The following is a 22,865-nucleotide window of genomic DNA, read 5'->3' on the forward strand; positions in this document are numbered from 1 at the left end:
CATTTTTCCGGAGCAGGGACCGCCACCCCCTCCGATCTCAGCATGAGGAGGGGGTACCCCCCCTTGATTCCAGGGCCGTGACCTGTGGTTCGCGTGGAGTCCTCGTCGGAACCACTCTTTTTCCGGCCCGTGTCAGATAAGGGGAGGCCCCCCCCGTACTCAACAAGAGGAGGGGGTCCCCCTCCAGGGGCTTTTGGATCAGGCATACCCCCTCCCCCCCTTCCTCTTTCTTTGGAGGGGGACCCCCTGCACTATCCGGACAAATTCTGGTAAATTTATCTGATCCCCGGTCCCAGTATAATGAATTAACGGTGAAAACTGATGGGCGCAATGAACGGGATACAAGGGATGGTCGCAGCATATCTTGCGTCTCCAAACGGTCAGCAGACAATACGTTCCTTCCTCTCATCTCCCGAAGGGAAAGAGGCCATCGATTCATACCTCGCAACCCCCGAGGGCCAGCAGATGGCCCGGCTCCTCCTCCTCCGGGCGCTGGACGGCCTTGACATCCCCAATGAGGTCAAGGGCACGATACGGACGGCCCTTGGAGAGCCTGGGGCCTGAGGCCCTGACCACACTCACTCTTTTCTCCGGACTCCCCCTTGGAAGACGCTACCCAACCCCTTTTACTCTTCGGCATCCCAGTACCAGTCAGATTTCTGTATTCATTATCATCCCTGAACATTCCCCCGAGCATGTACCATGACATCCCCTGCTCTGACTTTCCCTATAAAATCTCATTACCGGCCCGGTGAGATCACCGGACTGTGCGATGCAGCCATCAGCGCTGCTACCGCAGCCCTCGCCCGGATCGCCGAACTGCCCCTAGAAAAGAGATCCATCGATACCACGCTGCTTGCGTTCGAGACCGCCATGGCGGACTTCGGTGACGCTACCCTGCCCCTGACACTCATGGGCTACGTATATCCCGACCCGGCCATCGCGGCCGAAGGGTCGGCATGTGAGGAGAAAGCGGGGATGTTTGTTGTCAGCGTCTTTACCCGCCGGGATCTCTACGACGCGATAAAAGATGCCGTCACCCGCACGCCGGAAGAGTCCCGGCTCCAAAAAGAGACGCTCCGGCAGTTTAAAAAGAACGGTCTCGCCCTGCCCGACGACCGGCTCGCGGTTGTCCGTGCCAAAAAAGAGCAGCTCACAAAACTTGAGGTGGAGTTTACTGCAAACCTCAACAATGACACAAGTTCTATCGGGTTCTCCGCAGCGGAACTCGACGGTGTCCCAAAAGAAGCGCTTGCCACTTTTGCGCGGACGGCAAGCGGCCTGTACCGGGTTACCACCAAGTACCCGGATTACATTCCGGTCATGCAGAACGCGAAAAACGGAGGGACAAGAAAACGGCTGTATACGGCCTTTGTCAACCGGCAGGCAGAGGCCAACACCCTGCTCCTGATCGAGGCAATAGCAGTCCGCCGGCAGTGCGCAAAGGAACTGGGCTACGCGAGCTGGGCGGACTACCGGCTCGACGGCCGTATGGCAAAGAGCACCAAAACCGTGCTAGACTTCCTCGACGGGTTAAAAGAGCCCTTAAAGGAAAAGATCCGGTCTGACCTTGCCACGCTGCTTACCCTCAAAAAGGAACTGGAACCGGGAGCAGTCCGTGTCGAGCCGTGGGATCTTGCATATCTTACCGAACAGGAACGGAAGCGGAAGTTTGCACTCGACGATGAGACGATCCGGAAGTACTTCCCGTTCGAACGGGTCGTGCAGGGCATGTTCAATTGTTTCGGCCCGCTCTTTGGGATCCGGTTTGCTGATGTGAAAAGGGCGAAGGTCTGGGCCCCGGGTGTGAAACTCTACCGGGTCATCAACGCCTCAGACAAACGGACGCTCGCGTATATTTACTTCGATATGTTCCCCCGCGACGGCAAATACGGGCACATGATGATGGTGCCGCTGATCTCAGGCCGGGCAAAGGGGGGGGCTTATACGGTGCCGGTCACTGCCATTGTCGGAAATTTCCGGGCTCCGGCCGGGGACATCCCCTCGCTCCTGACCCACGATGATATTGAGGGGCTCTTCCATGAGTTCGGCCACGCCCTCCATGGCAGCCTGACCCGGGTGCCTCATGCGAGCCTCTCGGGATCGAGCGTCGAGTGGGATTTTGTCGAGACGCCGTCGCAGGCGCTGGAGAACTGGGCGTGGGAACCGGCAGTGCTTGACGCCATATCCGGGAATTATGCGAACCCAAAGGAAAAACTCCCGGCAGCGCTCCGTGACCGGATCATCGCTGCCCGTGATCTCGACGCCGGCCTGAAATACACCCGGATGCTTGTCATCTCGACCGAGGACATGACGTTCCATACCGCTGACGGCCCGGTCGATGTCACGGGCATTGCAGACAAGGCCTACCGCGACCTGATGGGTATCCCACCGCTTGAACGGGGCCACGAACCGGCGACCATCGGGCATTTCATGGGCGGGTACGATGCCGGGTATTACAGTTACCTCTGGGCCGAGGTCTATGCCCTGAATGTCTTTGCCCGGTTCAAAAAAGACGGCCTGTTCAATGCTACAACCGGTGCCGCATACCGTCACTGGATCCTCGAACAGGGTAACATGCAGGATGGGACGGTCCTCCTCAAAGGATTCCTCGAAAAAGAGCCGGGCATGGATGTCTTCTACGAGCGGCTGCACATCCGTCCCCCCGCAGAAACGCCGGGGTCGGGCAGTGTCAGCCGTCACGGGAGTTCCTGAAGCGTTCCTCTTATCACCCCTGCGCCCAAATCATGTGAGTGTGATACACGAGCCGCCGGTAAAAAGGTACCTCTACTGGTGCGACCAGTGTAACGTCCCGCTGATCGGCAGGACCTGCTCCTGCGGTGCAAACGGGCGGGAGATCGAACTCCTCCAGCCGTACGATGTACGCCCGGCGCTTTCTGCCGACATGGCACTTATCAAAAACCTCGTCCGCGAACGGTTCGGCAACGTCCCGATCCAGTCCGTTCTCCTTCTCAATAAGACCGGCGGGGTGGACCGGGCCGATCTCGTGATCGCCCACGGGCACCGGTTCGGCTGGCTCACCTTCGACCCCGTGACCCGAAAATTCTCGCTCGATATCTCCCCCGAGGCGCTGCCGTATATTCTCAAGCACGTGACCAAGGGAATCGTCGACCTCGAAACCGGCATCGATACCCCCGGCGGGCCCGGGCGGATGGGCGGCAAAAAGTTCCGGCTCAAAGAGCCCCAGCCCGATGGCACCGTGATTGTGAAATTCAGAAACCGGTTCGGCACCGGGGTGGTAAAGGAAGGGCAGATCCGGGTAAAGGAACTCATGCCGGTCGATCTCCGCACCGGGAAAAACCCGGACTGGGAACAGGTCGTGGAACAGAACCGGTACCATCTTAAAAACCTCGAACGGTCATCCGTCCGGATGATAAAACAGCACATCCACGACCGGCCGAAGTGCAATGTCTCGTTCTCGGGCGGCAAGGACAGCACGGCGGTACTCACCCTCGCGAGGAAAGCCGGGGTCACGGAGGCGTTCTTCCTCGATACCGGTATCGAATTTCCCGAGACCATTGCGTTTGTGAAATCACAGGGCGTCCCGGTGATCGAGAAGGCCGGGGACTTCTGGCAGGCAGTAGAGAAGGCCGGGCCGCCCGGGAAGGACAACCGGTGGTGCTGCAAGCTCCTCAAACTGCGCCCGCTCAAACTCCACCTCGCAGAGATTGGAGCCTGCGTCACGGTGCAGGGCAACCGGTGGTATGAGTCGTGGAACCGGGCGGTGCTCGAAGAGACCAGCCAGAACCCGGCAAATCCGCTCCAGCTCAACATTTCCCCAATCCGGAACTGGCGGGCGCTTGAAGTCTTCCTCTACCTCTGGTGGCAGAAGGCTGCGATGAACCCGCTCTACGAGCAGGGGATCGAACGGATCGGGTGTTATGTGTGCCCATCCATGCTCGAAAGCGAGTATGAGGACCTCAGGGTCATGCACCCTGAGTATGCCCGTCGCTGGGATGCAGTTCTCGTGGAATACGCAAAGAAGAGGGGCCTGCCCGCTGCGTTCCACGAGTGGGGGCTCTGGCGCTGGAAGGCGCTGCCGCCCAAGATGCGGGAGCTCTGCCGGGACCGGGGCATCCCGGTACTGGATGATTATACCCTGCAGGCAGAACCGCCGGCAGAACGGGAAGAAACGGTTGAAATAACAAAAGAGAGAATCATGGAACCGGATATGGCAGCACAGGAGACCGGGGGATACGCGGTGGAGGCGATCCGCAGGGATTTTCCCATCCTCGGCGACATTATTTATCTCGATAACGGAGCGACCAGTTTCTCTCCTGAACCCGTGATCGCGGCACAGGTCGAGTTCGAACACCGGTACCGGTCAAACGTGGGCCGGGGCGTGCACCGGCTCACCAGTATCGCCACCCAGCGGTACTGGCACGCCCACGAGAAGGTCGCGGACTTCATCGGTGGGAAAAACGGCGTCACCGTCTTTACGAAAAATACCACCGAATCGGTGAACATGGTCGCGCAGGGCATGGGCTGGAAGCCCGGCGACCGGGTTATCACAACCATCCTCGAACACCACTCGAACCTGCTCCCCTGGAGAAATCTCTCCAGAAAGGGAGTTGCCACCGATATTATTGGGATCACCCCGGATTACTCGCTCGACCTTGCCGCACTGGGACGGGCGATCACGGATACCACCCGGCTCGTGGCCGTCACGCAGGCTTCAAACGTGCTTGGCGTTGTGACTCCGATAAAGGAGATTGCGAAGATCTGCCATGACCACGGAGTCCTCCTCCTTGTGGATGGGGCACAGGCCGTCCCGCACCTGCCGGTGGACGTGGAAAACCTCGACTGCGACTTCTACTGTTTTTCGGGCCACAAGATGCTCGGGCCGACGGGCACCGGGGTGCTCTGGATGAAGGAGCCCACAATCGAACCGTCCATGCTCGGCGGCGGCATGGTCGATGCAGTAACGAGCGACGGCTGCACGCTGGCGCAGGGCTACCAGCGGTACGAGGCGGGGACGCCCAACATTGCGGGAGGCATCGGCCTTGGCGCTGCGGTGGACTACCTCCAGACGATCGGGATGGAAAAGATCCACACCTATGAGACCGATCTTACGAGCCGGCTCATCGCCGGCCTATCAGGAAACCAAAAAATCCATGTCTACGCCCCGCAGAATCCCGAGCACCGGATCGGGGTTGTCTCCTTTACGATCGAAGGCTTCCATCCCCACGAGGTAGCCCAGCAGCTCGATGAGATGGCGGATATCATGGTGCGGTCCGGCCACCACTGCTGCCAGCCGCTCGTTGAGAGTCTCGGGATTCCCGACGGGACCGTGCGGGCGAGCCTTGCGCTCTACAACACCCGGCAGGAGTGCGACATGCTGGTCGCAACCCTCGAAGAACTCACAAGGTGAGGGTGGCGACAGGAACTTTTTTGGAATTATTAAGGGTATTTCTTCACAGAAAGTAGGATCAGCCTGAAGAAGCCCCCCTCTTGCGCCAATGCGTCCCCCGAGGGGGACGGGACGCTAGTAGCGATGCATCGGTATTACCTGTATTGGGCATCTCCTGAATCGCGCAAAAACGATAATACAGCACAATCGCAAATGGGGGGGGCCACAAGCGTGCGGGGGCGGAGACAGGCATGCCGGAGCCCCCAAGAGCGTCACTGTAAAAATTGAAAGACGTTTGTCAGATTTTCCACCCTTTACTGCGCTGCCACGGTTTAATACGCCCCCCGTCCCATATTCGTGTACAAGTCACACGATGAAGCATCCGTGCGAAGAACCGGTGAAACGGTATGGATAACCAGATCTTTTCCGAGATCTTTTTACGGGCAAGGGAGAGCCATCCCCTCGTCCATCACATCACCAACTACGTGACGGTCAACGACTGCGCCAATATCACCATCTGTGCCGGCGGTGCGCCGGTGATGGCGGATGCCCGTGAGGAGGCCGGGGAGATGGCAGGATTTGCCGGTGCTCTTGTCCTCAACATCGGGACGCTCAATGCGGGGATCATCGAGAGCATGATCCTTGCAGGGAAAGCAGCAAACGGCCGCAAGATCCCGGTCATTCTCGACCCGGTCGGGGCAGGGGCAACACGGCTCCGGACCGAGAGCACCCGGCGCCTGCTCGATGAACTTGAGATTGCCATTATCAAGGGAAACGCCGGGGAGATCGGGGTGCTTGCCGGCGCCGATGCAAAAGTGCGGGGCGTGGATTCGGCCGGTGTTGCCGGCGACATTGTGAGCATCACCCGGGACTTAGCGGAATCAACCGGCATCACGGTTGTCGCCAGCGGGGCGACGGATATCGTGAGCGACGGGAAACGGGTGCTCTTTGTCGAAAACGGCCATCCGATGATGGGTGGTATCTCGGGGACCGGCTGCATGGCGTCATCGGTCACCGGGGTCTGCGCAGCGGTCAGCACCGATATGGTGATGGCAGCGGCAACTGCCCTTGCCGCTTTCGGGCTTGCCGGGGAGCGGGCAGCGGCAAAAAGCCGGGGCCCCGGGTCCTTTAAGCCGGTGCTCTTCGATGAGATGGCAGCACTCACTCCGAAGGATGTTCTGGCAGGTGCACGGGTAACGTCGGCCTGAACTGGTGTTATGAACCTCGATCTTTATGTCATCACGGATGAGACGATCGCCGCCGGGCGCACTCATACGGAGATCGCCCGTCTCGCCATTGCCGGCGGTGCCGATGCGATCCAGCTCCGGGACAAGTGCTGCGGGACGAGGGAACTCTGCCGCACCGGCCGGCAGATCCGTGAGATCACCAGAAAGACCGGGACGCTCTTTATCGTGAACGACCGGCTGGACGTCGCCCTTGCCTGCGGGGCGGACGGGGTACACCTCGGTCAGGGCGACCTGCGGGTGGATGTGGTACGGCAGCTGGCACCCCGTTCCTTTGTGATCGGCGTCTCGGTCGGGAATGCCGGCGAAGCGGTTAACGCAGACAAGGCAGGGGCAGACTACGTGACCTTAAGCCCGGTCTTTTCTACAACCTCCAAGAACGATGCCGGCCCCGGCCATGGACTTGCGGCACTGCGGGAGATCCGGGCAGAAGTTTCGATCCCGGTGATTGCTATCGGGGGCATCAGCAGGGATAACGTGGGTGCAGTGATCGGGGCGGGTGCAGACGGCGTTGCCGTGATCTCGGCGGTCGTCGGGCAGTCAGATATTATGGCTGCCGCCCGCGACCTCAAAGACCGGATCACCGCGGCAAAACGGGAGCACCGGCGATGACGGCCGATCTGCCCGGGTTCGTGCTCCACGAGCATTTTTCGCAGCACCACCATTTCGACTTCCGGCTGGAGCGGGATGGCGTACTGAAGAGCTGGGCGGTCCCGAAAGGGTTGCCTGAGACACCCGGCGAGCGCCGGCTCGCCATCGCGGTCGAAGATCACCCGCTTGCCTACGGGGACTTCGAGGGGACGATCCCGGAAGGGGATTACGGGGCTGGAGAGGTGAAGATTGCTGATTCAGGCACGTACGAGACGCTTGGCTGGACGGACGAGCGGATCGAGGTGGTGCTGCACGGCCGGCAGTTCTCGGGCAAGTACGTGTTACTCCGGTTTAAAAAAGCCGGGGAGAAGAACTGGCTTGTCCTGAAAGGAAAGGAGACCTGAAGGCAGGTAAACCCATATTTCGGATGCGGTACCGGAGCGGGAGCCCCCGCATGGATCAGGCCGGCTGAATTTTATATCTCATAAAAACAACGATGAGTGCATGAAAGTCCCGATACTCTGCCCCACGCTCTTCCTGATCGTTCTTTTTGCTATCGGTGCGGGATGCAGCACGACTGCCCCACCCTCCCAAAGTGCCCCGGTGACGACGCCTTCATCAGGTGCTGTTGCCATCCAGCCGGACATCACGCGCTACACGGTTCTTATGTCATCAGCGCCGGGTATCGGACTCTCCCCCAACGTCAGCGGCCCGCTCTCCGCTGAACACCTTACCTGTACATGGAAGACCGATTACGGCCACTTCCTCAGATGGGAGGCACCAGATTACACGGTACAGGAACTTGGCAGTACCGTCACTGTCAACGGGACAAAAGTATACTGGACATACCTTGATGCGAATGCGAGCGCCCCCCGTCCTCCGGTCCATATCACGCTTGATGTTACTGACCCGACAACCGGTGCAACTCTCGGGCATGCAGAACAGGTGATCAGCTGGGGTGCAAACGATACAGCGGTGATCGGGTAATACCGTAATTCGGGTAAGATACCTGATATAGATTCCAGAATAGTTACTTTTTTTAAAGGAATTCTACTTCTCTTCTGCAAAAACCGATCAAAAACAGGAGAGCCGCCGGAGGGACTTGAACCCTCGACCTGCTGATTACGAATCAGCCGCTATACCGCTAAGCCACGACGGCGCACTGCCTCACAATATCGACCTGCACGCTAATAAAATCTGTGTTTGGGTGGTGGGGTTTACGAATACCCGCGAAGCGTCGTTACGCTCTCGGCGGGATGGGCTTCCTTCGCCGGGGAGATCGTGCCGAACTTTCCTTCGTAGTCGGTGATGGTTTTCTGGAGCACGGCGAGCAGGTTCTTTGCGTGCGCAGGCGTGATGGAGACGATCGCCTTTGCCCGCGCCTGGTTGACCTGCGGGAGCTGGTGGAGGAACATGAAGGTGAACTCATCGTCCTTGTACGCGATCTGGATCATGTTGCTGTACACGGGGTCAAGCGTCGGGGGGATATTGACGGATATTTCCTGTCCGGTCATAATGATCCGTTTGCTGTTTCTGGTATGAATAGTTGGTCACAGGCCCTCGCGCAGCCCTGATCCGTGCATTCCCAAAAGTATAAGTGGCCGTTTCTCCCCGGTTCAATAGAGGAATTATTCTGGCGGATCAGGGCGGGCATGTCACGATCTCGGAACTGGTGCGGGTGCATGCCTGCCCGGTCCGGTTTTACTACGAGAAAAACGAACCGGTCACCGAATCGGACCGGTACGCGATCTGCAAGCAGATCTCATACCACCTTGGCAACACCCTCGAAGCGGATGCCATATGGGACGAGGTGCTCACAGTCCGGCCCGCAACCGACCCGGCGCTCCGGGAGTTCTTGGACGTCTGTATTGCCTCCTGCAGGAAGCACGACTGGAAGCCGGCGGCCCAGACCGATGTGACGGTGGTCTCGCAGAAGCAGGGTATTGCCGGGCAGATCGACCGGATGGCAGAGGACGGGACGTTCTCGATTGTGCGGGCCGCCGGTGCGATGCTGTTTGGTACTTACGTATCAGACCGGCTCCGGATCGCGGGCATTGCGTTCTGCCTTGAGGAGATGACCGGAAAAGAGGTCGAAGGAGGCCACGTGGAGTATATTCCGGACGGGATCTCGCGGTACCATGCCGTCCAGCCCCGGGACCGGCGCCAGCTCCTCACGACCCTGCACAAGCTCCGGGCGATCCACCGGGGCGAAGCACCCGTACACCCGCTCAACGCCCCCTGCAACCGGTGCAAGTACAAGGAGCGGTGCGATGAAAGCGGCGGGCACCGGTTGAGCGAGCTGCTGTGAGGGAAATTTTAATAGTGCTCATAAAGTTACGCCCGAAAATAAACAATTAGGTTAATTTTGGGAAAGTTTCCTTGTGTCAGCTGGGGGTTCACCCCCCTCCCCTTGCCTTTACCGGATGGTTTTGGCCCTGAACCTTTCAAGAAGGGTTTTGAATCCCCGGCGCCAACGTACTACGCAAACTTCTGATGACCGCTCCACGTTCCGAATCCCAAAAAGGACTTCCTGCAACCCTCGCAAAAGGCTGTGTCCTCTGTTACCAGGGCGCAAAGATGGTGCTCTTTGTTACGGGACGCTGCCGCCGGTCCTGCTGGTACTGCCCGCTCTCGGAAGAGCGCAAGGGAAAAGACGTGACCTTCGCAAACGAGCACCGGATCGAGAGCCCGGAGCAGGCGGTGGCAATCGCTGAGCGCATGAGCGCGCTCGGGACCGGGGTCACCGGCGGCGAACCGCTCCTCTGCCTCGACCGGGTCGCGCAGTATTGTAAGGCGCTCAAGGATCATTTCGGGCCGGAGCACCAGATCCACCTCTACACAGCGCAGGCCCCGTCAAAGGCGGATCTGGAAAAACTCAAAGGGGTCGTTGACGAGATCCGGCTCCACCCGCCCCGCGAGTGCTGGGACCATATCCTCGATACGGATTTCATCGCCTCCGCGAAGATGGCAAAGGAGCAGGGCTTTGACATCGGCATCGAAGTCCCGGCCCTCCCGGGGCTTGACCTGCTCATCCCGGCCCTTCCCTACCTCGATTTCCTCAACATCAACGAACTCGAATGGGGCGAGACCAACGCCGACGACATGCGGGAGCGGGGCTATGAACCGGCTGACGGCGTGCACAACGCAGTTGAGGGCGCACGCGAGTGGGCGGCAGAACTCGTAAAGCACACAAAAGTCCACTGGTGCGCCTCGTCGTTCAAGGACTCGGTGCAGCTCCGGGAGCGTCTCAAACGCATCGCGGAGAACACCGCCCGGCCGTTTGACGAGGTCACGGAAGACGGCACGATCGTGTACGGCGTGCTGGACCTCCACCCGGGCACCCGGGACGAGGTCGTCGCCCGGTGCCGGAAATTCCTCGCAGAGGACGAGTTTGCCGATTGCGGCGACCGGGTCGAGACCGCCTGGTGGCTGCTTGAAGAGCATAAGGACAAGATCCCCGGGAAAAAGTCCGTCGTCGAGCGATACCCTGACGGCGGCATGGTCGTCGAGGTGACGCCGCTGTGACCCTCCGTGGGCTTCTCGAACCCCTCTATGAGCGGTACCTGCTGATGCAGTGCACGCAGATCCCCACCCATGTCGCCATCATTCAGGACGGCAACCGGCGGTTTGCAAAGGAGAGAGGCATCGACACCGCAGAGGGGCACCGGGCAGGAGCGGATAAGACCGAGGAGATGCTTGACTGGGCCCATGACCTGGGCATCCGGTACATCACCATCTACTCATTCTCCACGGAAAATTTCAACCGGACTGAAGATGAGATACGGGAGCTTTTCCGGCTTTTTAAGGAGAAGTTCCTCTGCACCATCTCCGATGAGCGGGTGCACCGGTACAAAATCCGCATCCAGATGGTCGGCGACCGGTCGCTCCTTCCTGACGACCTGCGGACCGCCGTGGAGGCCGCAGAAGAGGCGACAAAAAATTATGAGGGCTTTACCCTCAACGTCGCGCTTGCCTATGGGGGCAGGAACGAGATCGTCCTTGCTGCACGGGAGATTGTATCAGATGTCCGCGAGGGAATGATCAACTCGGATGCAATCGATGTGCAGATGGTTGAATCCCACCTCCATGAGGCAAAGGGCATCCCGCCTGTCGATCTCATCATCCGGACCGGGAACGAGTACCGTACCTCCAACTTCCTGCCGTGGCTTGCAACCGGCCATGAATCCGCCGTCTATTTCTGCGCCCCGTACTGGCCGCTCTTCCGGAAGATTGACCTGCTGCGTGCTATCCGGATCTACGACCAGCGGCTGAGCGTAAAATCGCACTAAAACCGCGCTCCCGCACCCTCCAAAAAAGCAATTCGCGTACTATATTTCCCGGGACATACCAGATGCAATATGGTGAACCTATGGGTGCGGGAAAGTCAGCAGGAACCGGGTGGCAGCAGACGCCGGTTCTGATCAGATCCGATATCATCGCAGCAGCAGAGCGGGAACATCTGGATATCAGTGATGCATGCAACCGGGCGCTTGCAAAGCATCTTGGGATCGAATACAATCCCCTAAAAAAGACCGTTCCGGAAGTATCGTCAAAGGTGATCATCGCACCGGATCCCGCACCGGCTGACCGTAAAGATCGCTCCCCGGCAGCGCTGCCGGTCATCAACGCCGAGGATCCCACGGTGCCGGGAAAGGTAATGAAGGAGAAAAAGGAGAGGAAGGCTCCGGCGGCTGCAAAACCTCAGGCACTCCCGCAGGAACCCGCCCCGCAGCGCCCGGTGATCCCCACACCCCCGGCACAACCTGCCAAAGCGGCGCCAAAGACCGGGCGGAAAAGCAAAAAAGAAGATCCCATAAATCGGTTTGTGAGTACCCGGATCGTACGGGAGACTGATGAGAGCCCCGATGCGATCATCGCAAAGGACGAACTTTACCAGCGGTTCGAACGCTGGTGCCGGGACCATAATTACGCCACTATCCCGGACCGGAGGGCGTTTACGGTTATTCTCAAGAACAAGTACGCGCTCGAGGAACGGACCGTGGGCGGCATCCCGAGCTGGACCAGTATCCGGATAAAATAGATACTTTTTTGTTACTTCCCGAATCGACGTATGCGGGACTGGTAGTCGCGCAGCACCCGCAGGAAATCCACGCGCCGGAAGTATTTCCAGTTGACATCAGAGAAGAAGAGTTCCGAGTAGACTGACTGCCAGATCAGGAAATCCGTCAGGTGGTCACCGCCGGTCTTGACCACGATATCCGGGTCGTACCGGAAGGTCAGGCAGGACTCAAGCGTTTTCTCATCTATCTCTGATGGCGCGATCCCGTTCTTCGCCAGCCGGCGGATGCATTCCGTGATCTCTTCCCGCCCGCTCTTCCCTATAGCGACTACAACCTCAAGACCGGTGCCCGAGACCACCTCGGTTGTGCCGTGGTGCAGCACGAGCCGGGCAACCGATGAGATCTTTTTTATTGCCGGCAGGGAGCGTGACAGTTCTTCCGGTGAGAGCTGGGTGATGTGGAAGGTCAGGCCCTGGATCGCCGGGGGTTTTTGGCCGGTTCCCGTCACTCCCTGCCGGGCGAGAAGATCATTTAACTCGGAACTCCAGCTCGCCACCTGCACGCACTTTCCCGGATCCGCGGCCAGATCGGCACCACTGATCATGAAACAGATATGGCGGGGCAGAACCTCTATCTGCGAGAGAAGCATCCGTTCATAGATCCAGTGGAACATCTGACCTAATCTTTTGGCAGCCAAGGTTAAGAGGGTTTACCTCTGTCATTCCCGTCGGATGGCGAAGGCCATGCGGCGCTGTCCTGCCGGCAAAGGCACTTATACGTCTTCTCATGAAATGATCAGACAACAGATGTACTCCTATAAGAGCGGGATCCCCCTGAGCGATCAGGCTGCCGGGGGTTTTGATGCGGGAACCAATCTCCTCCAGCTGGCACCATCCCCCAGTTATGCGGAACAGCTCGCCTGTGCCCTGACAAAACCCCTGCCCGGAGAGTACGCGATCATGCGCTCAACAAATGAACGCGCCTCTGAAGTGATTGACCAGTTCAGGACCGCCGGTGCTGACAAGCATTTTGTTGGTATGGTCGATACGGTTACTAGGTTCATCTACTGATATGTATGAAGGGAACCCCAGTAAAAACCGGTGTCCCCTTTTATTAAAGGAAAATCCCGAACATGCTCACCTTTATCGGCCTCGGCCTCTATGACAAGCGGGACATCTCGGAGAAGGGACTTACCCTCATCAGGAACGCGGACCACGTCTTCCTTGAAGGGTACACGTCCCGGCTCATGGGGGCGACCAGGGAAGACCTCGAAGAGTTCTACCAGAAACCAGTCCGGCTGCTCCGGCGGGCCGACGTGGAGCAGCACCCGGAAGAACTGCTCAACTGCGCAATGAAAGAAAACACGGTCTTTCTCTGCGCCGGCGATCCGATGGTCTCGACCACCCATGCAGATCTCAGGATCCGTGCGGCAGACCGGGGTATCCCGACGGCGATCGTCCACGGTGCCTCGATCGTAAGCGCGGTCTGCGGGCTCTCGGGGCTCCAGAACTACCGGTTTGGCAAGTCCTGCTCGGTGCCCTTCCCGCAGGCGCACTGGTCCCCCACCTCACCGATGGATGTGATTATAGAAAACCGGAACCTTCGGCTGCATACGCTCGTATACCTCGACATCCAGGATGACCGGTACATGACCGTGAGCGAAGCGGTCAGCCTGCTCGAAGAGATGGCGCGAAAAAAACAGGTAACGATTCCACTGTATGTCGGCATTGCCCGGGCCGGTTCTGAGGCACCGGTCGTACAGGCCGGCACTGCCGAAGTCATCAGTTCCACGGATTTCGGCCCACCGCTCCACGTGCTGGTCGTCCCGGGAGAGCTCCACGATATGGAGCAGATGTATCTTTCGAGGTTTGCTGGCCTATGCTGATCGCCGCGTGCGGTGAACTCCTCTCCCGCGAACTTGATGCCGTCTCAGTTGTCCCCCAAAAGAACACACCGCTTGGAGCGATTGCTGACACCGTCCTGGGCATGGCACGAGCCTATGCGGACGATGGAGCCACGTTCTTTTCTGGCGGAGATCTGGTCAATGCGCTCGCCGCATACTATTACGGGTCCGGCTGGCTGCACTTCGGCCTCGCGTATGGCCTGCTCTCCCTTCCGGGAAAAAAGGCTGCTGGCTGCCCTTTTACCGGGTCAACGGAAACACTCCCTCCTGCTCTGGCTGCAAAACTCGACGAGAAGACACGGCGGTATGCCCGCCTGCTCGACACCGCATGCGCCTCGGTGGTCCTGGCTCCTGAACCTGATACGGCAGGAGGAAGATTTGCCCGGCGCGTTATTGCGATCGGCACCTGCTATGCCCGGGGCGGGCAGAACAGCCTTGCCGCAGGTGCAGAGGAGGAGGCCCTCGCACGCTTCAGTTACGGGCACGGGTGGCTGGATGCCGGCGTTCGGGCCGGGCTGCTTGCTCTCACCGGCAACCGGGAGATCTTCACGATCTGACGAAATGGCAGCCGAAACAAAAACGTTTTCCAATAAAAAGTGTTTATACTATGCCTCATAACCTTTTAAGATAAAACAGGCAGGCCGTGCCTGCCGGGATGGGCACCATGGAGCGATCGCAAAAGAAATGGCTGTATATTTCCATCGCGTTCTCCCTCGTGGTGCTGATCGTCATCCTTTATTTTACCATCAATGAGAACACGATTCAGTACCTTAAAAAGATCAATCCCTGGTTCCTGCTCCTTGCATTTCTCACCCATATCCTGACCATGTGTTTCTGGGCGATGCGGGTCAAGAAAATGTCCGGGTCGCTCGGCTACCCAATCAAATTTTTCTATTCCTTAAACCTCGTTTTTGCAAACCTTCTTGCTGCGGCAGTCACTCCTGCGCAGGCCGGCGGCGAACCGGTCCGGGTGCACGAGCTGTACAAGGCGAAGGTACCGCTCGGGGATGCAACCGCGATTGTGATCATGGAGCGGGTGCTGGATGGGATTGCCCTTGCCGGCCTTGCGGCGTTTGCGATGTTTGCCCTTACCGAGCAGTGGAAGAGCCTCGGGGCTATCTCGGATATCATGATCTACATTACATGGGTTTTCGTTGCAGGATGCCTCTTACTATTCTACCTCGCCATCCGGAGGCCCGATGTAATGAAGCGGGTGGCAGACCGGGCTGCACGCTTCTTTACCCGCAAGTGGGAACCGGAACGGGTCACGAAACTGCTCGAACGTATAGAACAGGAGATCGCAAACTTCCATGCGGCCGTGCTCAAATTCGTCAGGACGGCCAAATCCGGCCTGATCTGGGGGATGGTCTTTACCCTGCTCTACTGGGTTTCGGAGATCGTGACGGCTTCCCTGATCCTCATGGGTCTCGGGCAGCCGCCGCTCTTCTTTGAGTCGTTTGTAATCCAGCTCATCCTTGCCATCCTGATGATGCTCCCCTTAACACCGGGCAGTTCCGGCATCGCCGAACTCGGGGCAACCTCCATGTATGCCCTCTTTATTCCCGCAGCAATCGTCGGGGTATTTGTCGTTATCTGGCGGATCGTGCTCTATTACTTCAATATCGCCCTTGGGATCATATCCAGTCTCATTATTGTCCGGCGGGAAGCCCAGAACCCCCCATAACCCTCGTATATGCCGCGTGCCGACCTCAAGTCTTATCATACGGCAGGGTAATGTCTCTTGAACAGGCATGCAGCCGGTCAGGTGTGAAGTCAGGGGAGTGTTTGTGGCCATAAACGACACGGCCACCGTACCGGCGGTGGTGCTGACCGACGACGCCGGGCACCTGCTGCCGATATTTATCGGCCTCTGGGAAGCGGTCTCCATCAACAGCGCACTGAATAAAGAGGTGACACCCCGCCCGTTCACGCACGAACTGTTCACGGACCTTATGGGGCGGTTCTCGATTTCCGTCCATCACCTCCAGATCGACAGTATTGAAGGAGGGGTTTATTATGCACAACTCGTCTTTGTCGCGGACGGCCGGGAGGAATGTCTCGACTGCCGCCCGAGCGACGGGATCACGGTGGCCCTGCGTGCCAATGCCCCCATCTTTGTCGATGAGGGACTGCTTGCTGCATCAGGACAGGGGGAGTGTGTCTCAGAAATGGTCGATCTCTCCACATTCCTGCAGAAATAGGAGAAGAGGGAACGGTTATAAAATGAACTGGCGATCACTTGCGCCGGCGCTCAAGCTCGCGGATGACGTCTTTTAAGTCGACGTTTGCGGCGCGGAGCGCGACAAGGATATGGAAGAGGAGATCTGCCGTTTCCTCGGTGGTCCTCTCCGGCACCCCGTTTTTGATGGCAATAATGAACTCGTTCGCCTCCTCTCCTACCTTCTCGAGCACCTTGTCGATCCCTTTTTTATCTCTTAAGAGCCGGCTTGTGTACGAGCCCTCGTTCGGGTGCGCCGCCCGCTCGCAGATGACTTCCCAGAGTTCCCGGATCACCCGGGGATCGACTGCGTCGTTTCCTCCTGTACTCATGATTCCTCCTGCGCGAGCAGGACTTCCCCGATCTCAATGCCGCAGAAGCGCCGGCAGAGGATACGCGCTTTCTCGATATTGCAGCCGGCTTTTCCGATCGCGATACCGAGATCGCTCTTCTTGTTCACGAGCACATTGACCGGTCCATCCTCGGCACCGCGCTCGATACCCGTTACTTCAGCAGGCTTGAAGATATTGGCGATGAATGCCTCGGGCTGCTCGGCGTACTCCACCATCTCGATGCGCCGGCCGAGAACGTTCTGGAGCCGTTTTATATTGTCGCCTTTTTTCCCTATCGCAAGCCCCATGTCCCCCTGCCGGATCACGTAGATCACCCGGTCGAACCGGTCGTCAATTACGCAGTCGAAGGCCGTCGACCGTGTAAGAATCCGCAGCTCTTCAATGTACCTTCGCTCTTTAAAACCGATATTGCGCTCCATATCAAAATCAATCCTATTGTATCCGCAATTTTTTCGATATTCGATACTTGGATATGTGCTGGCCCGGATGGGCCGGATACGTGTATGCTGGCTTATGAAATAATCACACGCTGCTTGGGTAAAAAAGTTTGGAAAATGTTTGGAAATGAACTGCTGCACGATCAGCGGATCGTGTAGGTCACAGATATCTGGGCGGTGACGGTTATGTCTCCCGACTGAATTGGGGTCGGAGCTGCCATGGATTTTGCCGAAGCTAAAGCCACGGTGTCGTAATTACTGTAGACTACCGGGGTGTATCCCTGGCTGATATCTGCAGTCTGGGTTCCCGTGATCGTGACGTTGAGGGCTGCTGCAACCGCATCCGCATCGGCTCTCGCGTTGGTAACCGCCTTAGTGAGTGCCTGGCTCCGGAGCGCCTGTGCCTGTTCATCTGAGAGCACGAACTGGATGGAGTTTACCTTGTTCGCCCCTGCGTTTACGGCTGTGTCAATGACCTGACCGGTCACATTTGTATCCTTGAGCGTGACCTTGAGGGTGTTTGTCACCTGGTAGGTCGTGATCTTGCCGGAGAGAATCGCGTTGGAGTCATCCTGGTAGACAGGGGTGATCGAATAGTCCGTGGTTTTCATCTGGTCCCGGGGAATGCCTGCGGCCACAAGTGCATCCACCACGTTGGTCATTGCAAGAGCATTGTTCGACTGAGCGATCCTGACATCCGAACTCTCGGTCTCGACCGCGAAACTGATCTGCACCCGGTCAGGAGTGCCCGTAACCGAGCCGCTGCCGCTGACCTGGATGACATGGTCGCTTGTGGAATCCGCTGCTGATGCACAGCCGATCAGTGCCAGGGTAAGAACCACCAGGGCACAGGTAAGTACTGCCATTTTTCTCATGGTATGTCAGGCCAATAGTTGGAAACCGGGGGGATTAAAGATTGCTTTGACTGCAAAATTATTCGTAGTTATCAAAAATGCACGGGTAGTGGCCCCGGATGGCCAGTCCCCAAAGTACATGTGCCGGCAGAGTACACAGTACAGGCGATAGAGCATGGGAGCAACAATCGTCGAGAAGATCTTCTCACGGAAATGTGGCAGCGATATCAGGGCAGGCGAAGTGGTCATGACGCCGATTGACGGGGCCATGATCCACGATATTACCGGCCCGCTTGCTATCCAGAAGTTCCATGAGATGGGAGGGGAACACGTCTTCGATCCGAAACGTGTTATCATGCTTTTCGACCACCAGATACCGGCTGATTCCCTGGAAGCGGCAAAAATCCATCAGTACATGCGTACGTTTGCCGCTGAACAGGGCATCCACAACTACGATATCAACGAAGGGGTCTGCCACCAGGTGGTCCTGGAGAAGGGACGTGCGGCGCCCGGCGAGATCATGGTCGGTGCCGATTCCCATACCTGCATGTACGGTGCGGTCGGGGCATTTGCGACCGGCATCGGTTCGACCGACATGGGCTTTGCGCTGAAGTTCGGGGCCCTCTACTTTAAGGTGCCGGAAACGATCCGGGTGGAGGTTTCGGGCAGGTTCCAGAAATGTGTCGGGGCAAAGGACCTGATCCTCGCGATTGCGGCCGATATCGGGGCCGATGGCGCGACCTACCAGGCGATCGAGTTTACCGGGAAAACCATCGAAAAACTGGACATGGCAGGCCGGATGACCTGCTGTAACATGGCGATCGAGATGGGCGCGAAAGCCGGTATCGTCCCGCCGGATAAGGTCACGTGGGAATATATGAAAGGCCGCAGAAAAATGAAGCCCTTCGATCTTGCGAGTGATGATGATGCAACGTTCGCAGAGAAACGGACATACAACGTTGCGGATCTCGAGCCGCAGGTTGCCGTCCCCCACAATGTCGACCAGGGGGTACCGGTGAGCAAGGTGGCCGGGACTCACATCGACCAGGTCTTCATCGGCTCGTGCACGAACGGGCGGTACGAGGACCTCAAAGAAGCAGCCGAGGTTCTGGGCAAGAAGAAGTTCCACGCCGGCACCCGGGTGCTCATCATCCCGGCATCACGGGACGAATACCTCAAGGCGCTCGAAAACGGCCTTGTCGAACGGTTCGTAAAAGCGGGGGCCCTTGTCGAGGCGCCCTGCTGCGGGCCCTGCATGGGCGGATCGTTTGGCCTGCTCGCGCCCGGTGAAGTCTGTCTCTCGACTTCGAACCGGAACTTCAAAGGCCGGCAGGGCAGCACCGAGGCGTTCGTGTACCTCTGCTCTGCGGCAACAGCGGCAGCAAGCGCGATGAAAGGCGAGATCACCGATCCGCGGGAGGTGTGACAATGTCAGCAAAGAAAACCTCAACGGTAAAGACAATGATCGTTGACCTGTACCCCCGGACAAAGAACATGCGGGTCTGGAAGTTTGGTGACAACATCGATACCGATGCGATTATCCCAGGACGGTTCCTTACGATCAACAATCCCGATGAGCTCGCAAAACACGCTTTTGAGGGCACCCGGGACGAATTTGCAAAGAGGGTAAAGGATGGAGACGTGATAATCGGCGGGAAGAACTTCGGGTGCGGCTCCTCGAGAGAGCATGCACCACTCGCGCTTCTCGGGGGAGGCGTTCACGTGGTGCTGGCAAAGTCGTTTGCCCGCATCTTCTTCAGGAATGCCATCAACGTCGGGGTACTGCCGGTGGTCTGCCATGATACGGATAAAATCGCCGACGGTGCGAAGATTACGCTCGACCTCAAAAAAGGATATGCAGAAGTTGACGGCAAAAAACTTGCCATCGAGCCGGTGCTCCCGTTTATGCAGGGCATTATCGATGCCGGGGGTCTTGTGGAGTATGCCAGGAATTTAAAGGAGGTGCCGGTATGTACAAAGTCGCGGCGATAGGCGGGGACGGTATCGGACCCGAGATTGTAACCGAAGGAAAGAAAGTGCTGGAGGCCGCCGGCGAGCGGTTCAACTTTGAGATTGACTGGACGGATTTTGATATCGGGGCAGACCGGTACCTTGCAACAAAGAAACTCCTGACCGAAGATGACCTAAAAGAACTCAAAAAGTTCAAGGCGATCTACTTCGGCGCAATTGGCGACCCCCGGATCAAGCCGGGTATCCTTGAGAAGGGCATCCTGCTTGCACTCCGGTTCTCGTTCGACGAGTACGTGAACCTGCGTCCGATCAGGCTGCTCGAAGGCGTCGAGACGCCGCTCGCAAACAAGACCTCAAAGGACATCGACTTCGTGGTCGTGCGGGAGAACACCGAGGATTTCTATGTCGGTATCGGTTCCCGTTTCAAAAAGCACCAGAAGATAGAACTTGAGGTTCTCCGGGACCTCTACAACGTGAAGTTCGGCCTTGATGTCGAGAGCGATGCCGAGGAACTGGCTTACCAGATCGGTGTTGTGACACGGGAAGGGTCGCGCCGGGTACAGACGTACGCGTTTGACCTTGCACAGAACCGCAGGAAGAAACTCACCTCGGTTGACAAGGCAAACGTCCTCTCCGATGTGTACGGTCTCTGGCGTGACGTCTTTACCGAGACCGCAAAGAAGTATCCCGATGTTGCCACCGATTTCAATTTCGTAGACGCGGTCACGATGTGGTTTGTGAAGAACCCCGAGTGGTTCGATGTCGTGGTCACGCCCAACATGTTCGGCGACATCATCACCGATCTCGGCGCGATGATCCAGGGCGGTCTCGGGCTTGCCCCGGGCGGCAACATCAACCCGAAGGGCACGTCGATGTTCGAGCCGATCCACGGTTCGGCGCCGAAATACAAGGGCATGGATGTGGCTAACCCGATCGCGACGATATGGGCCGGATCGCTCCTGCTCGATCATCTCGGGGAACACAAGGCTGCCGCTGCGATTGTCACAGCCATCGAGAAGAGTATTAAGGATGGCGTCGTGACAAAGGATCTCGGCGGGACAGCGGGAACGAAGAAAGCCGGCAGTTATATCGCCGAATGCGTGAAAAAGGGAAAATAAGCCCCCTTTTTTTGAGTATTATCGTATCCTGTTTTTTATTCGGACAATCCAGGTTCTGACCTGCAGCAGTGGATATGGACATGCATTCTCAAGCAGGGTGGGGAGCACGGGATTTCTTAAGATCTGGTGCGATCCCCCATCTCATCTTTATTGTATTTTTCCGGACTAACGGCCCGGGTTGGTTATCATCGGAAACCAGCACGGACTGTTACCGCAGGTTGTCCGGAATGTCGAGCGGGATTTTGTCTTCATTTTCATTTTTTTCATGCGAAAACAGGGATTTGAGCGCGGAAAAAGGCCCCCGGTTCTCTTCATCAACCTGATCCTTCCCGCCCTTTTTCTGGCTCCCGTACCCTTTAAGGAGAATTTCGGCTTCAATAAGCCCCTCTTCAATTTTTTTCTTCTCCGTGACATCCACAAGGTACCCTGCAATCGCCACGGTCTTTTTGTTCTTTACCACCGGGATCTCGTTAACTTCTACCCAGATCTTCGCGTTATTCCGCCCGTAAAACTCCAGCCGGTACGGCGGTTCGCGTCGGCCGGTTGAGATCGCTTTGAGGGTCCGCTCCAGTCCTCGCGCGTTGAGTGGGTTGTCGGTGAGGTAATCAGTCCACAGCCGCTTACCTGATCGGGAGGTGTCCCCCAGAAGCGCCCGTATCCGGGGACTCACGTAGTGCAGGGCATGGTCGGGAGAGTGGGTAAAATACATCTGCGTGCCGCTCTCCAGAAGGAGCATCAGTTCTTCGTCCCGCTTCCTGATGGCCCGGTGCTCCTGCCTGATCCGCGAGATATCCCGCCCGGTGGCGACAATCGCAGTCACGCCCCCGTTCCCATCTGTTATCGACCGTGCCGACCAGCTGATGCATCGCGATCCCAAGGGTGAGGAGATCCATTGTTCAACCTGACAGGTATAGGGGGGCCGGAAGAGATTTGCCATCCGGGTTGCCATGAGTTCAGTGGAGCGCTCATCGGTTGCCGGCATAAAGACACTGCCAATGAGATCCTCTTTTGTCTTTCCCACCGCATCGCAGTACGCCGTATTGACAAACAGGAGGCGCCCCTCAGGACTGAACTTGACCAGCAGATCCTGCTGGTGCTCCACCAGTTCCTTATAGAGTGTATCGTCGTGTGCACTCATTGCCGGTCTCCCGTGTGGTGAGGGGACAGTACCCGACTAAAAAAAGACCCCTCCATTGTAAGTACACGTTTCCTTTTGGGACTATTAATGTTGCACAATGCAATCCCGGAGTCTTTCCGGAATACACGGGAAGATATAAAAAAAGGAGAGGGTACGAGAGAGGGGGGGCGCGAGATTAGACAAGTGCGCTAATCTGCTGCTGGCCGTTGACCCTGCGGTCTTTCCAGACCGGGGAGGCCGGCTGTTCGGGGATCCGTGCGATGGAGGCACGGCGCTCCCGCCCGTAGATGACTGATCGGAGGGCAAGAAGCGAAACCGTAAAGTTCCCTGCTTCGAAGAGTTCGATGTTGAGGGCTTTACCGGATGCTGATACCTGCGCGAGCCCGCTGGTAGTTCCCAGGTAGTAGTTCCACTCGCGGACGAGTGCCTCCACCTGAACGACAACCTGCCGCCCGGACATCCCCTTTGCCAGATCTGCCAGCCGGATCGCGTACCGGGCACCTACGACATGCAGTTCCACGACTTCATGGATCCTGCCGTCACGGTCAATTGCCCTGCATCCTGTCCGCTGGATATAACCTGCCTTCTGCATCATACACGACCACCTTCTGTCGTACTAGTGCATCTTTACAGAGCAGTATATAAC

The 22,865-nt window shown here is 57.8% G+C and carries 26 protein-coding genes and 1 tRNA gene; 19 read left to right on the plus strand and 8 right to left on the minus strand.

Annotation, left to right across the window (positions count from 1 at the left end; all coding sequences use genetic code 11):
• Positions 1 to 321 precede the first annotated feature (321 nt).
• From QZN75_RS07320 to QZN75_RS07350, 7 genes are all read left to right on the plus strand, one after another.
• Positions 322 to 564 (plus strand): hypothetical protein, encoded by a 243-nt coding sequence (locus QZN75_RS07320; protein WP_292426748.1) that lies wholly within the window; start codon positions 322 to 324, stop codon positions 562 to 564.
• A gap of 138 nt (positions 565 to 702) precedes the next feature.
• Positions 703 to 2,715 (plus strand): M3 family metallopeptidase, encoded by a 2,013-nt coding sequence (locus tag QZN75_RS07325; protein ID WP_292426752.1) that lies wholly within the window; start codon positions 703 to 705, stop codon positions 2,713 to 2,715.
• A 40-nt stretch (positions 2,716 to 2,755) separates the two neighbouring features.
• On the plus strand, positions 2,756 to 5,392 hold the full coding sequence (locus QZN75_RS07330) for an aminotransferase class V-fold PLP-dependent enzyme (protein WP_292426755.1): 2,637 nt from the start codon (positions 2,756 to 2,758) through the stop codon (positions 5,390 to 5,392).
• A gap of 386 nt (positions 5,393 to 5,778) precedes the next feature.
• Positions 5,779 to 6,579 (plus strand): hydroxyethylthiazole kinase, encoded by an 801-nt coding sequence (thiM, locus tag QZN75_RS07335; RefSeq protein ID WP_292426756.1) that lies wholly within the window; start codon positions 5,779 to 5,781, stop codon positions 6,577 to 6,579.
• Positions 6,580 to 6,588: 9 nt separating this feature from the next.
• Positions 6,589 to 7,227, plus strand: coding sequence for a thiamine phosphate synthase (gene thiE / locus QZN75_RS07340; RefSeq protein ID WP_292426759.1), 639 nt, complete (start codon positions 6,589 to 6,591; stop codon positions 7,225 to 7,227).
• Positions 7,224 to 7,610: a DNA polymerase ligase N-terminal domain-containing protein gene (locus tag QZN75_RS07345; RefSeq protein WP_292426762.1), complete on the plus strand. Its 387-nt coding sequence runs from the start codon at positions 7,224 to 7,226 to the stop codon at positions 7,608 to 7,610. Before thiE ends, QZN75_RS07345 begins: the two co-directional genes overlap by 4 nt.
• 100 nt (positions 7,611 to 7,710) lie before the next feature.
• Positions 7,711 to 8,193 carry a hypothetical protein gene (locus QZN75_RS07350; RefSeq protein ID WP_292426766.1) on the plus strand — a complete coding sequence of 161 codons (483 nt, stop codon included), beginning with the start codon at positions 7,711 to 7,713 and terminating at the stop codon, positions 8,191 to 8,193.
• 100 nt (positions 8,194 to 8,293) lie between these two features.
• On the opposite strand, the gene QZN75_RS07355 is transcribed toward QZN75_RS07350, so the two are convergent.
• Together QZN75_RS07355 and QZN75_RS07360 are read right to left on the minus strand one after the other, a co-directional pair.
• A tRNA-Thr gene (locus QZN75_RS07355) sits at positions 8,294 to 8,365 on the minus strand.
• 58 nt (positions 8,366 to 8,423) lie between these two features.
• Complete coding sequence (locus QZN75_RS07360) at positions 8,424 to 8,720, minus strand: DUF3467 domain-containing protein (protein WP_292426769.1); 297 nt, start codon at positions 8,718 to 8,720, stop codon at positions 8,424 to 8,426.
• Between the two features lie 83 nt (positions 8,721 to 8,803).
• Here QZN75_RS07360 and QZN75_RS07365 point away from each other — a divergent pair, with 83 nt between their 5' ends.
• The 4 genes from QZN75_RS07365 to QZN75_RS07380 all read left to right on the plus strand — a co-directional run bounded on the left by QZN75_RS07365 (position 8,804) and on the right by QZN75_RS07380 (position 12,247).
• Entirely contained in the window at positions 8,804 to 9,514 is a 711-nt protein-coding gene (locus QZN75_RS07365) for a recombinase RecB (RefSeq protein WP_292426772.1), read from the plus strand.
• A gap of 185 nt (positions 9,515 to 9,699) precedes the next feature.
• On the plus strand, positions 9,700 to 10,731 hold the full coding sequence (locus QZN75_RS07370) for a radical SAM protein (RefSeq protein WP_292426774.1): 1,032 nt from the start codon (positions 9,700 to 9,702) through the stop codon (positions 10,729 to 10,731).
• A complete protein-coding gene (uppS, locus tag QZN75_RS07375; RefSeq protein WP_292426776.1) occupies positions 10,728 to 11,495 on the plus strand; it encodes a polyprenyl diphosphate synthase in 768 nt (255 codons plus the stop codon). The genes QZN75_RS07370 and uppS overlap by 4 nt, the downstream gene beginning before the upstream one ends.
• An 80-nt stretch (positions 11,496 to 11,575) precedes the next feature.
• Entirely contained in the window at positions 11,576 to 12,247 is a 672-nt protein-coding gene (locus tag QZN75_RS07380; RefSeq protein ID WP_292426779.1) for a primase-like DNA-binding domain-containing protein, read from the plus strand.
• 11 nt (positions 12,248 to 12,258) lie between these two features.
• Here the strand turns inward: QZN75_RS07380 and QZN75_RS07385 are convergent, their stop codons facing one another.
• Positions 12,259 to 12,900 carry an undecaprenyl diphosphate synthase family protein gene (locus tag QZN75_RS07385; protein ID WP_292426782.1) on the minus strand — a complete coding sequence of 214 codons (642 nt, stop codon included), beginning with the start codon at positions 12,898 to 12,900 and terminating at the stop codon, positions 12,259 to 12,261.
• Between the two features lie 133 nt (positions 12,901 to 13,033).
• Here QZN75_RS07385 and QZN75_RS07390 point away from each other — a divergent pair, with 133 nt between their 5' ends.
• From QZN75_RS07390 to QZN75_RS07410, 5 genes are all read left to right on the plus strand, one after another.
• The gene (locus QZN75_RS07390) at positions 13,034 to 13,297 is read left to right on the plus strand and encodes a hypothetical protein (RefSeq protein WP_292426783.1); all 264 of its coding nucleotides are present in this window, start codon (positions 13,034 to 13,036) and stop codon (positions 13,295 to 13,297) included.
• A 62-nt stretch (positions 13,298 to 13,359) separates the two neighbouring features.
• Complete coding sequence (gene dph5, locus QZN75_RS07395) at positions 13,360 to 14,112, plus strand: diphthine synthase (protein WP_292426786.1); 753 nt, start codon at positions 13,360 to 13,362, stop codon at positions 14,110 to 14,112.
• Positions 14,106 to 14,687, plus strand: coding sequence for a DUF357 domain-containing protein (locus tag QZN75_RS07400; protein ID WP_292426788.1), 582 nt, complete (start codon positions 14,106 to 14,108; stop codon positions 14,685 to 14,687). Before dph5 ends, QZN75_RS07400 begins: the two co-directional genes overlap by 7 nt.
• A 107-nt stretch (positions 14,688 to 14,794) precedes the next feature.
• Positions 14,795 to 15,814 (plus strand): flippase-like domain-containing protein, encoded by a 1,020-nt coding sequence (locus tag QZN75_RS07405; protein WP_292426791.1) that lies wholly within the window; start codon positions 14,795 to 14,797, stop codon positions 15,812 to 15,814.
• Between the two features lie 103 nt (positions 15,815 to 15,917).
• A complete protein-coding gene (locus QZN75_RS07410) occupies positions 15,918 to 16,331 on the plus strand; it encodes a bifunctional nuclease family protein (protein ID WP_292426793.1) in 414 nt (137 codons plus the stop codon).
• 34 nt (positions 16,332 to 16,365) lie between these two features.
• On the opposite strand, the gene hisE is transcribed toward QZN75_RS07410, so the two are convergent.
• From hisE to QZN75_RS07425, 3 genes are all read right to left on the minus strand, one after another.
• Positions 16,366 to 16,680: a phosphoribosyl-ATP diphosphatase gene (gene hisE / locus QZN75_RS07415; protein ID WP_292426795.1), complete on the minus strand. Its 315-nt coding sequence runs from the start codon at positions 16,678 to 16,680 to the stop codon at positions 16,366 to 16,368.
• Positions 16,677 to 17,120 (minus strand): NusA-like transcription termination signal-binding factor, encoded by a 444-nt coding sequence (locus QZN75_RS07420; RefSeq protein ID WP_292426796.1) that lies wholly within the window; start codon positions 17,118 to 17,120, stop codon positions 16,677 to 16,679. The genes hisE and QZN75_RS07420 overlap by 4 nt, the downstream gene beginning before the upstream one ends.
• 161 nt (positions 17,121 to 17,281) lie before the next feature.
• Entirely contained in the window at positions 17,282 to 18,004 is a 723-nt protein-coding gene (locus QZN75_RS07425) for an SIMPL domain-containing protein (RefSeq protein ID WP_292426798.1), read from the minus strand.
• A gap of 163 nt (positions 18,005 to 18,167) precedes the next feature.
• On the opposite strand from QZN75_RS07425, the gene QZN75_RS07430 reads away from it, so the two are divergent.
• From QZN75_RS07430 to QZN75_RS07440, 3 genes are all read left to right on the plus strand, one after another.
• A complete protein-coding gene (locus tag QZN75_RS07430) occupies positions 18,168 to 19,418 on the plus strand; it encodes a 3-isopropylmalate dehydratase large subunit (protein ID WP_292426799.1) in 1,251 nt (416 codons plus the stop codon).
• 68 nt (positions 19,419 to 19,486) lie between these two features.
• Positions 19,487 to 19,984 carry a 3-isopropylmalate dehydratase small subunit gene (locus tag QZN75_RS07435; RefSeq protein ID WP_292426901.1) on the plus strand — a complete coding sequence of 166 codons (498 nt, stop codon included), beginning with the start codon at positions 19,487 to 19,489 and terminating at the stop codon, positions 19,982 to 19,984.
• Positions 19,963 to 21,081 (plus strand): isocitrate/isopropylmalate dehydrogenase family protein, encoded by a 1,119-nt coding sequence (locus QZN75_RS07440; protein WP_292426802.1) that lies wholly within the window; start codon positions 19,963 to 19,965, stop codon positions 21,079 to 21,081. The genes QZN75_RS07435 and QZN75_RS07440 overlap by 22 nt, the downstream gene beginning before the upstream one ends.
• A gap of 208 nt (positions 21,082 to 21,289) precedes the next feature.
• Here QZN75_RS07440 and QZN75_RS07445 read toward each other — a convergent pair whose 3' ends face one another.
• Together QZN75_RS07445 and QZN75_RS07450 are read right to left on the minus strand one after the other, a co-directional pair.
• On the minus strand, positions 21,290 to 22,219 hold the full coding sequence (locus tag QZN75_RS07445) for a PAS domain-containing protein (protein WP_292426805.1): 930 nt from the start codon (positions 22,217 to 22,219) through the stop codon (positions 21,290 to 21,292).
• 175 nt (positions 22,220 to 22,394) lie between these two features.
• Positions 22,395 to 22,814, minus strand: coding sequence for a hypothetical protein (locus QZN75_RS07450; protein ID WP_292426808.1), 420 nt, complete (start codon positions 22,812 to 22,814; stop codon positions 22,395 to 22,397).
• Positions 22,815 to 22,865: the final 51 nt, after the last annotated feature.

Origin of the sequence: Methanoregula sp., assembly GCF_003170075.1 — an archaeon.
Taxonomy (GTDB): Archaea; Halobacteriota; Methanomicrobia; order Methanomicrobiales; family Methanospirillaceae; genus Methanoregula.

Bases quoted from the DNA above. Each gene is read 5' to 3' on its own strand.
- QZN75_RS07405 (WP_292426791.1), top strand. From the start codon at position 14,795: ATGGAGCGATCGCAAAAGAAATGGCTGTATATTTCCATCGCGTTCTCC.
- QZN75_RS07450 (WP_292426808.1), bottom strand. From the start codon at position 22,814: ATGATGCAGAAGGCAGGTTATATCCAGCGGACAGGATGCAGGGCAATT.
- QZN75_RS07425 (WP_292426798.1), bottom strand. From the start codon at position 18,004: ATGGCAGTACTTACCTGTGCCCTGGTGGTTCTTACCCTGGCACTGATC.
- QZN75_RS07380 (WP_292426779.1), top strand. From the start codon at position 11,576: ATGGGTGCGGGAAAGTCAGCAGGAACCGGGTGGCAGCAGACGCCGGTT.
- QZN75_RS07325 (WP_292426752.1), top strand. From the start codon at position 703: ATGACATCCCCTGCTCTGACTTTCCCTATAAAATCTCATTACCGGCCC.
- QZN75_RS07390 (WP_292426783.1), top strand. From the start codon at position 13,034: ATGTACTCCTATAAGAGCGGGATCCCCCTGAGCGATCAGGCTGCCGGG.
- QZN75_RS07370 (WP_292426774.1), top strand. From the start codon at position 9,700: ATGACCGCTCCACGTTCCGAATCCCAAAAAGGACTTCCTGCAACCCTC.
- QZN75_RS07440 (WP_292426802.1), top strand. From the start codon at position 19,963: ATGTACAAAGTCGCGGCGATAGGCGGGGACGGTATCGGACCCGAGATT.
- QZN75_RS07385 (WP_292426782.1), bottom strand. From the start codon at position 12,900: ATGTTCCACTGGATCTATGAACGGATGCTTCTCTCGCAGATAGAGGTT.
- QZN75_RS07350 (WP_292426766.1), top strand. From the start codon at position 7,711: ATGAAAGTCCCGATACTCTGCCCCACGCTCTTCCTGATCGTTCTTTTT.
- QZN75_RS07360 (WP_292426769.1), bottom strand. From the start codon at position 8,720: ATGACCGGACAGGAAATATCCGTCAATATCCCCCCGACGCTTGACCCC.
- QZN75_RS07345 (WP_292426762.1), top strand. From the start codon at position 7,224: ATGACGGCCGATCTGCCCGGGTTCGTGCTCCACGAGCATTTTTCGCAG.
- dph5 (WP_292426786.1), top strand. From the start codon at position 13,360: ATGCTCACCTTTATCGGCCTCGGCCTCTATGACAAGCGGGACATCTCG.
- QZN75_RS07430 (WP_292426799.1), top strand. From the start codon at position 18,168: ATGGGAGCAACAATCGTCGAGAAGATCTTCTCACGGAAATGTGGCAGC.
- thiM (WP_292426756.1), top strand. From the start codon at position 5,779: ATGGATAACCAGATCTTTTCCGAGATCTTTTTACGGGCAAGGGAGAGC.
- QZN75_RS07420 (WP_292426796.1), bottom strand. From the start codon at position 17,120: ATGGAGCGCAATATCGGTTTTAAAGAGCGAAGGTACATTGAAGAGCTG.
- QZN75_RS07320 (WP_292426748.1), top strand. From the start codon at position 322: ATGGGCGCAATGAACGGGATACAAGGGATGGTCGCAGCATATCTTGCG.
- QZN75_RS07435 (WP_292426901.1), top strand. From the start codon at position 19,487: ATGCGGGTCTGGAAGTTTGGTGACAACATCGATACCGATGCGATTATC.
- QZN75_RS07445 (WP_292426805.1), bottom strand. From the start codon at position 22,219: ATGAGTGCACACGACGATACACTCTATAAGGAACTGGTGGAGCACCAG.
- QZN75_RS07400 (WP_292426788.1), top strand. From the start codon at position 14,106: ATGCTGATCGCCGCGTGCGGTGAACTCCTCTCCCGCGAACTTGATGCC.
- hisE (WP_292426795.1), bottom strand. From the start codon at position 16,680: ATGAGTACAGGAGGAAACGACGCAGTCGATCCCCGGGTGATCCGGGAA.
- thiE (WP_292426759.1), top strand. From the start codon at position 6,589: ATGAACCTCGATCTTTATGTCATCACGGATGAGACGATCGCCGCCGGG.